Genomic DNA, 14,362 nt, shown 5'->3' on the forward strand with positions numbered 1-14,362 from the left:
GCTATCTTTTTCTTAGTAGGTTAACCCCGTCCCCAATTGGAATAATACAAGCATCAACACGACTATCGTTGTGAATTATAGAGTTTAGTTTTCTAATAGTTTCTGTTTGTGAGTCTATATGATTTTTATCAGCTACTTTGCCAGACCAAAGAACATTATCAATAGCTATAACACCACCTTGATTCAATAGTTTTAAAGACTCTTCATAATAATTGATATAGTTTTCTTTATCAGCATCAATATAGATGAAATCAAGCTTTATGCCATCTTTTTGTAGCTTTTCTAATGTTTCTAAGGCAGGTGCTATGTATAGCTGGACCTTATCTTTTACATTCGCTTTTTCCCAGTATTTTATATATGGTTTGATAAAACTATCATTTATGTCACAAGCATATATTTTGCCATCATCTGATAAAGCTTCAGCCATTGCTAAAGTTCCAAAACCTCTAAAAACTCCAACTTCTAATATTTGCTTAGCATTAAGCATTTTTATTATAAGGCTTATCATTTGAATCTGATTTGGAGAACTAAGCATATGAGAGTATTCATCACTCTTAGCATGTTCAAAAAGCTCCATAGTTATAGGACTTAAGTTAACAGAGCTCTCATCAATATAGGTTTGTAAGTTTTGATTATTTAGTAAAGTGTTTATAGACATACTTACTATAAATTTATATGAATCATATTAGAAGAATATTGAAGATTTAGAGTGTATACAAAGAAATATATGGCGTATTATTTTTCTTTATTCAGAGAAAAAGTCCAAAACCAGAAGATTAAAGAGTAAACTCCCCACCATTCGACAATGCTTTGATTCTTATATGTTTGAGCCATAAAAAGTGAAACAATAGCCACAATTAAAGTAATTCCTATAGCTATTCTTCTTAGTGTTACAGGTAGTTTATTAACTTTACTTGTGTATTTACTTTCTATTATGGTGTACCAAACTTGGCAGATTGTCATTGATACAAAAAATATTCCTACAGCTTTTAAATGAAGCGGCATAATGGTTTTATCACCGTCTATTACTGCTGTACCTATTACTAAACCTATGCAGCCAATAGTTGATATCCATAGCATTATGTTTGCTTGTTTGGTAACTTTAGGGTTGTTGCTGCTTATATGAATTAACCATTCTTTTATGAAAAAGAAAATTACAGCCATTAATGTGGCTGTAGGTATTAAAATTGCTTTTAACATATATGATTCATATGGAAAGAAACCAGCATGTGTAATATCAGAACAACCTGATATAAAGGGAACACATAATTGATTATGACCATTTATGACAGAAACTATATATGTAATGAAAAATAAAACAGCTACTGATATGGTAGTAAATGAAATTAATTTCTTAGGATTAAATCTAGCAGTCATCTTTAAATGAGATTTAACTTTTTAGTTCTTTAATCCTAGCACATTACAACTAAATTACTAGTTAAATGAAACAACTTAGATATTTACTATTGACCTAGAATATGACATTCTCAAAATATTTTTAGCGTATAATATAAGCGTTAAGAAAATTTAAACTACTTATACGTATCTTTTTATGAGATATTATAAGATTGTATTTTAAAAAAGGAAAAATTTATGAAAAATTTAAAATTTTTAGCATGTACCTTAATTTTTGCATTGGGCTTTAATAATAGTTTTTCTATGGAAACAACTGAACAACAAATTATCACAAATGACCAACAAATAAGTAGTGAAGGACAATTAGAACTTGCTGATGATGTTAGCAGTAAGGCTAAAGAAACTGCAAAAAATTTAGATTCTGCTGATCCAACTCCGCAGCAAAGTGTTAAGAATAATAACTTTATGCATAAAATAAGCTAGAGAAAAGAACAGTTTTTATAAATTATATGTAAACTTTATGATAGTAATAATATTGTCTTCTTAAGAAAGCATTATGAAGCTATTAGGTTTTGTGTTGTTTATTGGCTCTATTTTGTTTGTGAATATAACTTTTTCATTAGAGAATACAGTATCAAAAGATATTACAATTATTTCTAATGGTAAGTTAGATAGTGATGGTTACATGAAAGTTATGACTAGTAATTATCATGAAGATAATAAAGTACTTTCAAAGTTAAATTAATATTATTTGCTTCACAGTATAAAAAGCCTTAGTATTTATCTTTTTTTTATCTATGTTATAATTTTCAAATATTTTTATGTCTGAAATACTATTTAGAAGGTTTTATTTATGCCGTTTGTTGTTACGGAAAGTTGTATAAAATGTAAATATGGTGATTGTGTTGAGGTTTGTCCTGTAGACTGTTTCTATGAAGGTCCTAATATGCTTGTTATTAATCCTGATGAGTGTATTGATTGTGCCTTGTGTGAGCCAGAGTGTCCTGTAAATGCTATTAAATCGAGCGATGATTTAACTGAGGCTGAAGAGCAGATGTTAGATTTAAATAGAGAGCTTGCTGGGGTTTGGCCAAATATTGTTGAAAAATGTGAGCCTTTTGAAGATGCAGATAATTGGGCATCAGTTCCAGATAAGTTAAAGTATTTAGAAAGATAATGTCAGAAGCATCAGGACTTTTAAATAGACCATCTTTTGTGATTCTAGATAGGGATGGTGTTATAAACGTTGATTCTGATCATTATATTAAGTCTGTAGATGAATGGGTTCCTGAGAAGGGAAGCATTGAAGCGATAATAAAATTGTCAAAATTAAATATTCCAGTGGCTGTAGCAACTAATCAATCAGGGATTGGCAGAGGTTATTTTAGCTATGCTGAGGTTTTGAAAATGCATGCAAAATTTTTAGAGCTACTTGGTGAAGATGCTAATATCATTAAATATATTTCTCTTTGTCCTCATTTACCAGAAGTTGATTGTGATTGTAGAAAACCTAAAACTGGTTTATTAACTGAGATAGCTGCTAAATTAAATATAGCATTTGATAAAAATGTGTTCTTTGTCGGAGATTCTTTTAAAGATATAGAAGTGGCTAGGAAAGTTGGGTGTACGCCTGTTTTAGTGAAGACAGGAAAAGGAAAAAAAGTGTATAATGAGCATAAAGCAGAGTTAGATGACTGCCAAATTTATGAGAATTTAGATGCTTTTGTGGAGACAATTAAATGAAGTTTTTTATAAAAAAAATATGGAATTTGTTGATGTTAGCTAGGATGGCGGCTTTTCATCTGTACTCTTATGCGGTAATAGGCGGTAGCTGTATTCTTATTAATATTTTTACATTTTTTAAGCTTCCAATTTCTTGGCGCATGGCTGTTTGTTATGTGTGGACATATCTATATTGGATAGGCATGTTAGTTTTTTTACAAGTTTATATTAGAGTTTCAGGTAAAGAGAATATTGATAAAGATTATCCTTGTATATATGTTTCTAAGCATCAGTCAATGTTAGAGACTTTCTTGTTTTATGGATTTATAGGGAAGTGTCATTTTATTATGAAAAAAGAACTTTTTGAGGCTCCGATATTTGGTACAGCTATGGAAAACCTTGGCAGTATAGCAATAGATAGGGAAAAACCTAGAGAGTCTTTGAAGAAAGTCGTTACTGATGGGAAGGAAAGTATCAAAAACGGTATAAATGTGGTAATTTTTCCAGAAGGTACTAGAGTTGCAATAGGTGAATACCCAGAGTTTCAGCGTTCAGCAATGAAGCTTGCTACAGATGCAAATGTACCTATTATTCCAGTTGCACATAATTTTGGCAGATTTTTTCCTAAAGGCTTCAATGTTATTAAGCCAGGAATTGCTAGAATGCATTTTGGCAAAAGAATAGATCCAAATGATTATGATTCTAAAGAACTTACCGCATATTGTCATAAAGTCATCACAGAAAAAACAAAAGAATTTAAAGGTTAGTTAAGGCAGTGAAATGAGAAAAATATGGCGAGCTATACTTTTATTTAGAATGCAGATTTTTAAATTTTATGCTTATATAACTTTGCTCTTTTGTTGTGTTTTAATGAATATAGTAGGTGCATTAAAAGCCCCTTTACAAGTTAGGCTTTTTGTTTGTTGGCTGTGGTCATTTTTATATCGCCTTGGAGTTTTATTTATTCTTCAGATTTATGTAAAAGTTGAAGGTAAAGAAAACATCTTAAAAGAACCATGTATATATGTTTCAAAGCATCAATCAATGTTAGAAACTTTTATGTTTTATGGTTTGGTTTATAGATGTTGTTTCGCGATGAAAAAGGAATTACTGGAAAAGCCGATCTTTGGAAAAGCACAATTTCATGCTGAGGCAATACCTGTCGATAGAGAGCATAGTATCTCTGCTTTAAGAAATGTTTTGGCTGAGGGCAAGGATAGAGTTTCAAATAAAAAATTAAGCATTATCGTATTTCCCGAAGGTACTAGAGTTGCTGTTGGAGAGTATCCAAAATTTCATCGTTCAGCAATGAAACTTGCTACAGTCACTGATGCAATGATTGTTCCAGTATCACATAATTTTGGAGCATATTTTGGTCGCAGAAAGGGCGACTTTATGAAACCAGGAATAGCAAGGATGACATTTGGATCACCAATAAACCCAAATGATTATAATGTTAAAGATCTTACTGAAAAGTGTTATGACATTATAAACTCTAGAACAAAAGAGCTTGGTGGTTAACCTTTGCTAAAATAAGTAATAATAGGATTATGGTCTGAGATTTTATTACAATCTAAAGCTAAAGCTTTTTCTAACTTTAAATCTCTATACAATACGAAATCTAAAGGATTATCTTGGAAAGACTTAATAAGCTCTTTGCCATCTAAAAAAGCTACTTTAAAATTAAACTCTCTACAAAAATCTTTTATAAGTTTAATCCTTGTTCTATTCCAAGTATTAAAATCACCAGCAATAATGATTGGATTTTTGCTATTTTTAAGGTTTAAGAATTCTTTTATTCTTTCAAACTCATATTCATATACTTTATTGCTTTTGAAATTAATAGCATGAATATTTACTATTATTAAAGTTTGATTGCCAAATGAAAAATGACTTATTAAAGATGCTTTATGTGTATTTATAACAGATTCTTTATGTGTCGTTAAAACTCTTATGTTTTTCTTGGTAGGAATGTGGCTAGCGGTTGTTACACCATAGTCATGGTTTTTAAGAGCTATATTTGAAGCAAAATTAATATGAAACTTGTTTATTGGAAAAGTTGTAGCATCAGAATATTTTGATTCTTGAAGACAAAATATGTCTACACCATGTTCATCGTGAGTAGTTTGAATATATTTATTAAAAAGCTCAGTTTTTTTATGATCGATTTTAAAAATATTCCAACTCATTAAACAGAAGTTTTCTGGTATATTGTCAAAAATTTCTTCGTCAAACATAGCTTCTCGTATAAACACTTGTAGTAAATATTATACTTAAAAAAATATAAATAATTTAGTTAGATTTGTTAGAAGCTATTCTAAGGATGATGTATCCAATAGTTCCAGATAAGATAGAACCTACTAAAACCCCTAATTTAACTAGATTTAAAGTATAGTTATCATCGAATGCTAAGGTTCCTATAAATAGGCTCATAGTGAATCCAACTCCACAAATAAGACCTATACCATATAGTTGTAAGAGAGAAAGTTCTTTTGCCATATCAAAAATAGAAATTTTTCTTAATATAAGAAGAGAAAAGAAAATACCTATTTGTTTTCCAATAAATAATCCAAGAATTATTCCAATAGTAACTGGCTCTAATAGCATTGATATATGAAAACTTGAGAAGTTAATTCCAGCATTAGCAAAAGCAAAAAGAGGTAGTATAAAATATATGATCCAAGGAGTTAAAGCATCTTCGAGGAGCTTTACAGGAGATTTTTCTTCTGTATTGCTGTGAAAAGGGATACATAATGCTGTTGCTACACCTGCTAGAGTTCCATGGACTCCAGATTTTATAGTACATGCCCAGGCAAAAAATCCTAAAACCAAATAAATAGATGTTCTTTTAACATTAAAAAAGATATTACAAATAATCATTAGTAAGATAAAAAACAAGCTTAAAGATAAGGATAAGATAGATAAATCAGCTGTATAGAAAACAGCAATAATAATAATTGCTGCAATATCATCAAAGATTGCTATCGTGACTACTAAAAGTTTAAGCTTAGGAGATATCTTTGATCCTAATAATGCAAGAATTCCTAAAGAAAAGGCTATGTCTGTAGCAGAGGGTATAGCCCATCCAGATAATAAATTTGTGTGGTTTATGTTTATTAAAAAATAAGTCAATGAAGGTATAGCCAATCCAATCATTGCTACAATAGCAGGATTTATTAGGTTTGAAGGTTTAGATAATATGCCACTACTAATCTCTCTTTTAATTTCTAAGCCAATATATAAGAAGTAAATAGCCATTAGACCATCATTTATCCAGTGGAGTAAGTTTTTATTGATTCTAAAGTCGCCTATGCCAATAGATGCATGCATTGATTCAAGAATACTATAGTAACTTGAGAAACTACTATTGTTAATAATAATTGCTGAGATAGCGGCTACAAAAAGTAATAAGCCACCTAAAATTTCTTGCTTAGTACTATTTGAATTACTCATTTGATATATAAAAATTTCTTTTGAAAGTTATTATGAACTAATTTGATAAATAACTCTACCACCAGCCTAGATGACAGAATAATTGCCACCATTGACATTGTTTTTGAGGAGTTGGAGTTGGACTGCTATTTACTGAAGTGTTATCAGGTTCAGAAGTTTCTACATTAGAAGAAGTATTATTTGCCTCAGTTAAAGTATTTACAGCAGTGTCATCTGAGAAATCCCCTATATATTGACAGCCAGGTATAACACTATCTTGCCTATCGGTTACACAGCTTTGTAATGCAAAGGAAGAATTACTTAAGATTGTTAATATAATAAAAGTTAATATAGTTTTTTTCATATTTTTTTCTCCATATTTAACTAGCTGGTGCGAAAATTAAAGTCTCTCCACCATTAATAGTGGTGTGAATTTTTATAAAACCGTTTTCTAATATATTCACTGAGTCTATATAACTACTAGTGAAAGGTTCTGTTACGCCAATATCATCATTGCTATTAGGTAGTTTGCCATGTAAGGAATAATACTCAGACACATGGTTATTACATACTCTTAAAGCTTCATGAACCTCAGTTGCTTTTGCTCTATTCATATATGAGATATAAAGAGGAATAGCTATCGCAGCAACGATAGCCAAAATACCTATTATTATCATAGTCTCTATTAAAGAGAAGCCTTTTTGACCTTTAAGCACTGAGGAAAACAGGTTTTTAGATTTTTAGTTGAGACATTTTATATTAAATTAATTTATATGAAAATTAAGTTACAGCAGAAAGGAGATTTATAATGAAAATAGTTAATTAACTGATATTCTTTTATATTTTATTTTTGTAATTTGGTCGTAGTTATCTCCAAGACGGCGTTTTTTATCTTCGATGTATGCATCATAGTTCCCTTCAAACCAAACCACCTCACTATTACCTTCAAACGCTAATATATGAGTAGCTACACGATTTAGGAACCATCTATCATGTGAGATGACCATGATACATCCAGGAAATGCTAATATGGCTTCCTCTAAGGCTCTTAGAGTTTCAACATCTAAGTCGTTAGTAGGTTCATCAAGAAGGATAACATTTCCACCACTTCTAAGAAGCTTTGCTAAATGAACTCTATTTCTTTCACCACCAGATAGTTGAGATATATATTTCTGTTGATCAGCTCCTTTGAAATTAAATCTACCAACATACTGGCGTGATGGAATAGTGAATTTGCCAACTGTGATAACATCTAAGCCATCAGAGATTTCTTCCCAAATGGTTTTATTGTCATCAAGAGTGTCGCGAGATTGATCAACATAAGCAAGGTCTACAGTTTCTCCGATTTCGATATTACCATTATCTGGAGTTTCCACACCTGTTATCATTTTGAAGAAAGTTGATTTACCAGCACCGTTTGCACCTATTATTCCAACAATAGAGCCTGGAGGTACATCCATATTTAATTGGTCAATAAGAAGTTTATCATCAAAAGATTTAACAATATCTTTTACTTTGATAACATTATTTCCAAGTCTTTCCCCTGGTGGAATATATAACTCCTGTGTTTCATTTCTTTTTTGGAATTCTTGTGAGCTTAATTCATCAAATTTAGAAAGTCTTGCTTTTGACTTAGCCTGACGGCCTTTAGCATTTTGTCTAACCCATTCTAATTCTTCTTTCATAGCCTTGCGATGAGCAGTTTCACGTTTCTCTTCTATCTCTAAACGTTTTTCTTTTTGGATTAGCCAGTCAGTATAGTTTCCTTTAAATGGAATTCCTTCACCTCTATCAAGCTCTAGGATCCATTCAGCTACATTGTCAAGGAAGTATCTATCATGTGTAATAGCTACTACAGTACCTTTATATTCAGATAGAAACTTTTCTAACCAAGCAACTGATTCAGCATCAAGATGGTTTGTAGGTTCATCAAGAAGTAATATATCTGGCGCAGATAGCAAAAGCTTACATAATGCTACACGTCTAGCTTCACCTCCAGAAATTTTAGTAACATCAGCGTCCCAAGGCGGAAGTCTTAATGCTTCAGCGGCTACTTCTAGTTTTCGGTCAATTTCCCAAGCGCCAGCTGTATCTATCGCATTTTGTAGTTCACCTTGCTCTTCTAAAAGTTTATTCATTTCATCATCAGACATTGGTTCGCAAAATTTCATACTTATTTCATCAAATCTTGTGATCATATCTTTTAAATGAGAAAGAGCTTCTTCAACATTCCCTCTAACGTCTTTGCTTGGATCTAGCTTAGGCTCTTGAGGGAGATATCCAATTTTTACACCTTTACGGGGAGCAGCCTCACCAATAATCTCAGTATCTATACCAGCCATGATTCTAAGAAGAGTTGATTTACCAGAACCGTTAAGACCAAGAACACCAATTTTTGCACCATCAAAGAAAGATAAAGAAATATCTTTTAGTATATATTTGTTAGGAGGAACAACCTTTCCAACCCTATGCATGGAATAAATATATTTTTCAGACATTTAGTAATCCTAAATTTATTTTTTAACGGCTAATTATAACATTATATAATTATTTTAGTCTCAGATTTTAGCTATTAAAAAATCAATATTAAATAAAATTATTTTCCCAAAATTACTAAAAACTTTTTAAAAATATAATAATTGTATGATAATTTTAAATTATAAAAACTTCTATTTTAGATTTTATGAAGAAAACTATCTATATTCTTTTTACAGCTTTTATAGTTTCTAGCATGCTGAGTGGATGTAAAGGGGTTATGGGCCCTGATCCAGATCATTTAAAAATGGGTGACATTGCAATTAGAGAGTATATTATAGGCGCCTCTTTAGAGGAGTTGCCGGAGGGATTAAGGTTTGCTGATCAAAAACGACCAACACCAGTTAATTATAAAGTTACTGGTAGTGTTGTTGGCAAGTGCGAGATGGAAAAAATAAGTGTTAAAAACCAAAACTATTTAAAAGCTGAGCCTGAAGGTGTTACATATATTTATGATAAATATGATCAAGATTTTTTAATCATATTGTGTGGCAATGCTCCAGATGGTGACTATGTGGCTAATGTCCATCTTGATTTTGAAGTAAATGGACAAAAATATAGTGGTGACCAAACTTATAATATAAAGAAAACAAGCGAGAAGAAATTTTCAAATGCTCCTGCTTAATATACAATTTATTCATAAAAAATAATCTTTTTTCATTAAATGAATACTAGATCAACAGATTTATATCATGTAATAGGCTATCCAGTTAAGCATAGTCTTTCTCCAAAAATTCAAATGCAATTAGCTAGAGAATATAATCAGGATATACTTTTTACTGCGGTTGAAGTCACACCTGAAGATTTAGAGCAAAAAATTGAAGAGTTTAAAAATAATCCTAACATAAAAGGTTTAAGCGTTACTGTTCCACATAAAGAAAAAGTATTTGCAATATGTGATGATGCTGATGGTTTAGCTAAAGATGTTCAAGCTGCAAGTAATGTGATTTTTACTGATGATAGAAAAATGATTGCTTTAAACTATGATGGATTGGGAATTGTTAATGACATAAAGAACAATCATAAAGTAGCTTTCACAAATAAAAAAATTTTAATAATCGGTGCTGGAGGTGCAGCAAAGGCAGTGATTGCGGCAATTATTAATGAGAAACCTAAAAGTATTGCAATTAGTAATAGGACAAAATCTAAAGCAGAAGAGATTAAAAAACTATTTTCATATAAGTTTGATATATCAGTAGAGGATTTTGATAATATTCATGGATGTTATGATATTGTTATAAATTCGACTTCTGCGAGTATTAATGGAGAGATGTTGCCGATATCTAGTAAAAACTTTTCAGATAATGCTTTTGCATATGATCTTATGTATGCAGAAGGAGGTACTGTTTTCACTAATTGGTGTTTAAAAGAAAAAATAAAATCTGCAGATGGTAAAGGAATGCTTTTAGAGCTAAGCAAAGCAGTTTTCTCAAGATGGAGAGGAGTTAACATAAGATGAATAATAAATTACCTTATTATTTATCTCGAGGTAGATTTTCCAATCCACCAAGAGGCCCTAAACGAACAATGGGAGGGTTGGGTTTTATAAAGTTTCTAATTTCATTATTTTTATTAAATCGTAAACCATCGATACCAGAAAATCATATATTACCTACGCAAGAAATTTTAGATCAATTAAGAGAATTTTCAACACCATCGGTGATGTGGCTTGGTCATGCAGCATTTCTAATTCGTATGGCAGATAAAATTATACTGACTGATCCTTTTCTAAGCAAAAATGCTGGTCCTTGGTTTCTTGGACCTAAAAGATTTGTTAGGCCAGCTTTGGATTTATCACAACTACCTAAAATTGATATTATGGTAGTTAGTCATAATCATTATGATCATTTAGATTCTAAGGTATTAGATGAATATCCATATAAAGCATATACGCAAGTGGTTGTACCTTTAGGACTTAAACCATTCTTTATTAAAAAAGGATTTTTAAATATTGTTGAATTAAGTTGGTGGCAGCAATTTAAGATAAAAAATATTTCTATTAAAGCCTTACCTGCGGTACATTTTTCGGGCCGAGGATTATTTGATAGAAATAAAACTTTATGGGCGAGTTTTTCTTTTTTTGATGGTAATAAAAAGGTATGGTTTTCTGGAGATACTGCAAAAGGAGATATTTTTAATGAAATTGGAAGTAGTGAGGGGCCTTTTGACTTAGCCTTAGTAGGCATAGGAGCATATGAACCACGAAGTTTTATGCAATCAGTACATGCTTCACCGGAAGATGCTATAGAAATAGTTAAAGCAATTAATGCAAAAAAAGCAGTTGGTATGCATTGGGGATCTATCATGTTGACTACAGAGCCTCCTTTTGAACCTCCAGTACGATTTAAAAAAGCAGCAATAGCTCAAAACTATGGTGAGGATAATGCTTTAATATTAAAAATAGGTGAAACAATATCTATTTAATTATTTATAGCTTAATTTATAAAAATATATAAAAGTGCTACACTAACTCAAAGATATATAATATTTCTGCATAGTTAGAAGGTCTTGTTTGAAAAAGCGAATCTTATTTTTAGGTGTTGGTGGTATAGGTGTTTCGGCCTTAGCTATTGCTGCAAAAAAACTTGGTGCAGAAGTAAGCGGTTATGACACTAAGCCATCAAAAATAACTGCAAAACTTGTACAGAAAGGTATTAACTTATATTTAAGTCTTGATGAAGTTGCAGTTGAAAACTATGACATGCTCGTCTTTTCTTCAGCTGTTTCACAGAAAACCCCCCTTATATTAAAAGCAAAAGAGTTAAATATCCCAACTTTACAAAGAGCTATGTTTTTAGCAGTTCTGATGAAAGACTTTAAGCAGAGCATTGCAGTGACTGGAACACATGGTAAAACAACAGTTTCAAGCGTGTTAGCAACATTACTGCATCATCTTGATAGTAAAAGTAGCTTTGTGGTTGGTGGTATAGTAAAAGCAACAGGTTCAAATATAGAGATAAATGGCTCAGGATTTTTAGTTCTAGAAGCAGATGAAAGTGATGCCTCTTTTTTACATCTCAAGCCTCAGGCAGCTATAGTTACAAATATAGATTTAGACCATATGGCAACTTATAATAATTCTTACGATAATCTTTTAGAAAATTTCTATGAGTTTTTAAATAAGAGTAGTATAGAGACGATATTTTTATGTATAGATGATAAAGGGTGTCAAGATTTACTTTCAAAATATAGTCAGCTATATTCTAAAAAAGTTATAACTTATGGGTTTTCTAAGAAAGCTGATATAAATATATTATCTTATGAAATAAAAGATGATTTTAACTGCTTTAAGGTTAAGTTTCCTAGTGGGGAAGAGCTTGATTTTAAGACAATCTTGCCAGGAAAATATAATGCTTTGAATTGTTCAGTAGCAATAGCCTGTTGTAAAGAACAAGGTTTTGACTTAAAGAGTTTACAAACGCTTCTGCCTGAAGTTCAAGGAGTTGGCAGAAGATTTGATATTTATAAAATAAATATTAATGAAATAAATATAGATGCGATAGATGACTATGGACATCATCCTGTAGAGGTATCAAGCTGTTTACAAGCAGTTAAAGATAAATATCCAAATAAAAAAATAATCCATATTTTTCAACCACATAGATACTCAAGAAATAAAGATCTGTTTGACTCTTGGAAGGCTGTTTTGTCTACAGCTGATAAGCTTTTTTTATTACCAACTTACGCGGCTGGAGAAGAAGAAATTTTAGGAGCGACTAGTAAAGATTTGGCTGTAGGGCTATCAAATTGTTTATTAGTTAATGATTTTGAACATGTAAAAGAAGAGTTAAAGAATGTAGTTGATAAAAATTCAGTTATCTTGATTCAAGGTGCTGGAGATGTGACGAATTTAATAGATTTATTATCCAATGAAAAATAATATAAAAACCGGTGTTTTATACGTTGTAGCAACGCCTATTGGTAATTTGCAAGATATTACTTTAAGAGCATTAGATGTGTTAAAAAATGCTCAGATCATATTTGCGGAGGATACTAGAGTAACTTCTAAATTACTTGATCAGTTAGGTATTAAAGATTCTCAAAAAATAATATCCTGTCATGATTTTAATGAAGAAAGTCGAATAGAGAGTGTTAAGAAGTTCCTAGATGAACAGCAAATTGTTGCTCTGGTTAGTGATGCGGGAACTCCATTAATCTCAGATCCTGGTTATAAAATAGTAAATGAATTAAGAAAAAGTGGTTTCGAAATTGTTCCAATACCTGGGGTGAGCGCTGTAGTTTCTGCTCTTTCAGTTGCGGGATTACCTTCAGATAGTTTTCTTTTTAAAGGATTTTTGTCTGCAAAGAAAATGAAAAGACAGCAACAGATTCAAGAATTTCAAAAATTAAATACGACTATTATTATCTATGAATCGGTACATAGGATAGAGTATTTATTAGAAGACTTAGCAGCCATTGTTCCCAATAATAATGTTGTTGTTGCAAAGGAAATAACCAAGCAGTTTGAAAGATTTGTATCTGGAACTTCTAAAGAGGTAAGAGAATATTTTTTAGAAAATAAAGATATTGTTCGTGGAGAGTTTGTTGTCCTTATAGATTGTAATGAAGCAGATGTGGAAGATTCTTCACAAATAGATTTGTCATTAGATAAATTATTAGTGAAGCTTTTAAAAGAGCTTCCTTTAAAGAAGGCTGTTGCTTTAGCTGTTGATTTAACTGGGCATAAAAAAAATGAAATATATCAAAAGGCTTTGGAATTAAAAAGTGGAGAATGTTAATGTTTAAAAGGTCTTTGTATACTTTAGGAAAAATGTTTAAGCATAAAAAACAAATATCTGCAGTAAAAGAGAATAGTTGTTTAGATTGTGTAATCAATCTTAATCAAGATTATTTAGAGTCTAGGGGAGTAAAATATTTAGCCTTAGATTTTGATGGGGTTCTAACCTCTCATGGGAAAAATGAACTATATCCGGAAGTGGTTGAATGGCTTGATAATTTTTCTAAAAATTTTGGTGAGGAAAATATCTTTATTCTTTCAAATAAACCTGAAAAAAAAAGATTAGATTACTTTAAAGAAAAATATCCTAAAATAAGGTTTATAGATAACGTTGCTAAAAAACCATATCCAGATGGGATGCTAAAAATCCAAAGTTTAGTTAATTGTGGTTCTCAAGAATTAGCTTTAGTTGATGATAGGCTTTTAACAGGGTGTCTTGCTTGTATATTGGCCGGATCTCAACCAATACTTATTATTAAGCCATATGTAGACCGAGAAAGTTATGATAGAAAAGAAAGATTTTTTAATTTCCTAAGGTATTGGGAGCAGAGAATATTTTTTTAATCCAAAGCTGGCTTT

19 protein-coding genes are annotated in these 14,362 nt (G+C 31.0%); 12 read left to right on the forward strand and 7 right to left on the reverse strand.

Annotated features, from left to right (window positions below; genetic code table 11):
* Position 1: 1 nt before the first annotated feature.
* A complete protein-coding gene (locus DNK87_RS04410; protein WP_119329699.1) occupies positions 2-658 on the reverse strand; it encodes an O-methyltransferase in 657 nt (218 codons plus the stop codon).
* Positions 659-735: 77 nt separating this feature from the next.
* Positions 736-1,377 carry a Frag1/DRAM/Sfk1 family protein gene (locus DNK87_RS04415; protein WP_119329700.1) on the reverse strand — a complete coding sequence of 214 codons (642 nt, stop codon included), beginning with the start codon at positions 1,375-1,377 and terminating at the stop codon, positions 736-738.
* Between the two features lie 216 nt (positions 1,378-1,593).
* Here DNK87_RS04415 and DNK87_RS04420 point away from each other — a divergent pair, with 216 nt between their 5' ends.
* The 6 genes from DNK87_RS04420 to DNK87_RS04445 all read left to right on the forward strand — a co-directional run bounded on the left by DNK87_RS04420 (position 1,594) and on the right by DNK87_RS04445 (position 4,599).
* On the forward strand, positions 1,594-1,839 hold the full coding sequence (locus tag DNK87_RS04420; protein WP_119329701.1) for a hypothetical protein: 246 nt from the start codon (positions 1,594-1,596) through the stop codon (positions 1,837-1,839).
* 73 nt (positions 1,840-1,912) lie between these two features.
* A complete protein-coding gene (locus DNK87_RS04425; protein ID WP_119329702.1) occupies positions 1,913-2,101 on the forward strand; it encodes a hypothetical protein in 189 nt (62 codons plus the stop codon).
* A gap of 108 nt (positions 2,102-2,209) precedes the next feature.
* Positions 2,210-2,533: a ferredoxin FdxA gene (gene fdxA / locus DNK87_RS04430; RefSeq protein ID WP_119329703.1), complete on the forward strand. Its 324-nt coding sequence runs from the start codon at positions 2,210-2,212 to the stop codon at positions 2,531-2,533.
* Positions 2,533-3,099, forward strand: a complete 567-nt coding sequence (gene gmhB, locus DNK87_RS04435) for a D-glycero-beta-D-manno-heptose 1,7-bisphosphate 7-phosphatase (RefSeq protein ID WP_119329704.1) — start codon at positions 2,533-2,535, stop codon at positions 3,097-3,099. Before fdxA ends, gmhB begins: the two co-directional genes overlap by 1 nt.
* Positions 3,096-3,845 (forward strand): lysophospholipid acyltransferase family protein, encoded by a 750-nt coding sequence (locus DNK87_RS04440; protein ID WP_119329705.1) that lies wholly within the window; start codon positions 3,096-3,098, stop codon positions 3,843-3,845. Before gmhB ends, DNK87_RS04440 begins: the two co-directional genes overlap by 4 nt.
* Before the next feature lie 13 nt (positions 3,846-3,858).
* A complete protein-coding gene (locus DNK87_RS04445) occupies positions 3,859-4,599 on the forward strand; it encodes a 1-acyl-sn-glycerol-3-phosphate acyltransferase (RefSeq protein WP_119329706.1) in 741 nt (246 codons plus the stop codon).
* On the opposite strand, the gene DNK87_RS04450 is transcribed toward DNK87_RS04445, so the two are convergent.
* From DNK87_RS04450 to ettA, 5 genes are all read right to left on the reverse strand, one after another.
* Positions 4,596-5,315 carry an endonuclease/exonuclease/phosphatase family protein gene (locus tag DNK87_RS04450; protein ID WP_119329707.1) on the reverse strand — a complete coding sequence of 240 codons (720 nt, stop codon included), beginning with the start codon at positions 5,313-5,315 and terminating at the stop codon, positions 4,596-4,598. The two genes, DNK87_RS04445 and DNK87_RS04450, sit on opposite strands and share 4 nt — an antisense overlap.
* A 55-nt stretch (positions 5,316-5,370) precedes the next feature.
* The gene (gene nhaA / locus DNK87_RS04455) at positions 5,371-6,531 is read right to left on the reverse strand and encodes a Na+/H+ antiporter NhaA (protein WP_119329708.1); all 1,161 of its coding nucleotides are present in this window, start codon (positions 6,529-6,531) and stop codon (positions 5,371-5,373) included.
* A gap of 55 nt (positions 6,532-6,586) precedes the next feature.
* Positions 6,587-6,874 (reverse strand): hypothetical protein, encoded by a 288-nt coding sequence (locus DNK87_RS04460; RefSeq protein ID WP_119329709.1) that lies wholly within the window; start codon positions 6,872-6,874, stop codon positions 6,587-6,589.
* Between the two features lie 16 nt (positions 6,875-6,890).
* Entirely contained in the window at positions 6,891-7,226 is a 336-nt protein-coding gene (locus DNK87_RS04465; RefSeq protein ID WP_159240216.1) for a pilin, read from the reverse strand.
* Between the two features lie 102 nt (positions 7,227-7,328).
* Positions 7,329-9,008 (reverse strand): energy-dependent translational throttle protein EttA, encoded by a 1,680-nt coding sequence (gene ettA / locus DNK87_RS04470; protein WP_119329711.1) that lies wholly within the window; start codon positions 9,006-9,008, stop codon positions 7,329-7,331.
* 185 nt (positions 9,009-9,193) lie between these two features.
* Between ettA and DNK87_RS04475 the strand changes: the two genes are divergently transcribed.
* The 6 genes from DNK87_RS04475 to DNK87_RS04500 all read left to right on the forward strand — a co-directional run bounded on the left by DNK87_RS04475 (position 9,194) and on the right by DNK87_RS04500 (position 14,347).
* A complete protein-coding gene (locus DNK87_RS04475; RefSeq protein ID WP_119329712.1) occupies positions 9,194-9,670 on the forward strand; it encodes a hypothetical protein in 477 nt (158 codons plus the stop codon).
* 39 nt (positions 9,671-9,709) lie between these two features.
* On the forward strand, positions 9,710-10,504 hold the full coding sequence (gene aroE, locus DNK87_RS04480) for a shikimate dehydrogenase (RefSeq protein WP_119329713.1): 795 nt from the start codon (positions 9,710-9,712) through the stop codon (positions 10,502-10,504).
* A complete protein-coding gene (locus DNK87_RS04485) occupies positions 10,501-11,469 on the forward strand; it encodes an MBL fold metallo-hydrolase (protein ID WP_211360948.1) in 969 nt (322 codons plus the stop codon). The genes aroE and DNK87_RS04485 overlap by 4 nt, the downstream gene beginning before the upstream one ends.
* An 88-nt stretch (positions 11,470-11,557) precedes the next feature.
* The gene (gene murC, locus DNK87_RS04490; RefSeq protein WP_119329714.1) at positions 11,558-12,925 is read left to right on the forward strand and encodes a UDP-N-acetylmuramate--L-alanine ligase; all 1,368 of its coding nucleotides are present in this window, start codon (positions 11,558-11,560) and stop codon (positions 12,923-12,925) included.
* Complete coding sequence (rsmI, locus tag DNK87_RS04495) at positions 12,915-13,784, forward strand: 16S rRNA (cytidine(1402)-2'-O)-methyltransferase (RefSeq protein ID WP_119329715.1); 870 nt, start codon at positions 12,915-12,917, stop codon at positions 13,782-13,784. The genes murC and rsmI overlap by 11 nt, the downstream gene beginning before the upstream one ends.
* Complete coding sequence (locus tag DNK87_RS04500) at positions 13,784-14,347, forward strand: HAD family hydrolase (protein WP_119330132.1); 564 nt, start codon at positions 13,784-13,786, stop codon at positions 14,345-14,347. Before rsmI ends, DNK87_RS04500 begins: the two co-directional genes overlap by 1 nt.
* Positions 14,348-14,362: the final 15 nt, after the last annotated feature.

The sequence above is a fragment of the Pseudofrancisella aestuarii genome, from assembly GCF_003574475.2.
Taxonomy (GTDB): domain Bacteria; phylum Pseudomonadota; class Gammaproteobacteria; order Francisellales; family Francisellaceae; genus Francisella; species Francisella aestuarii.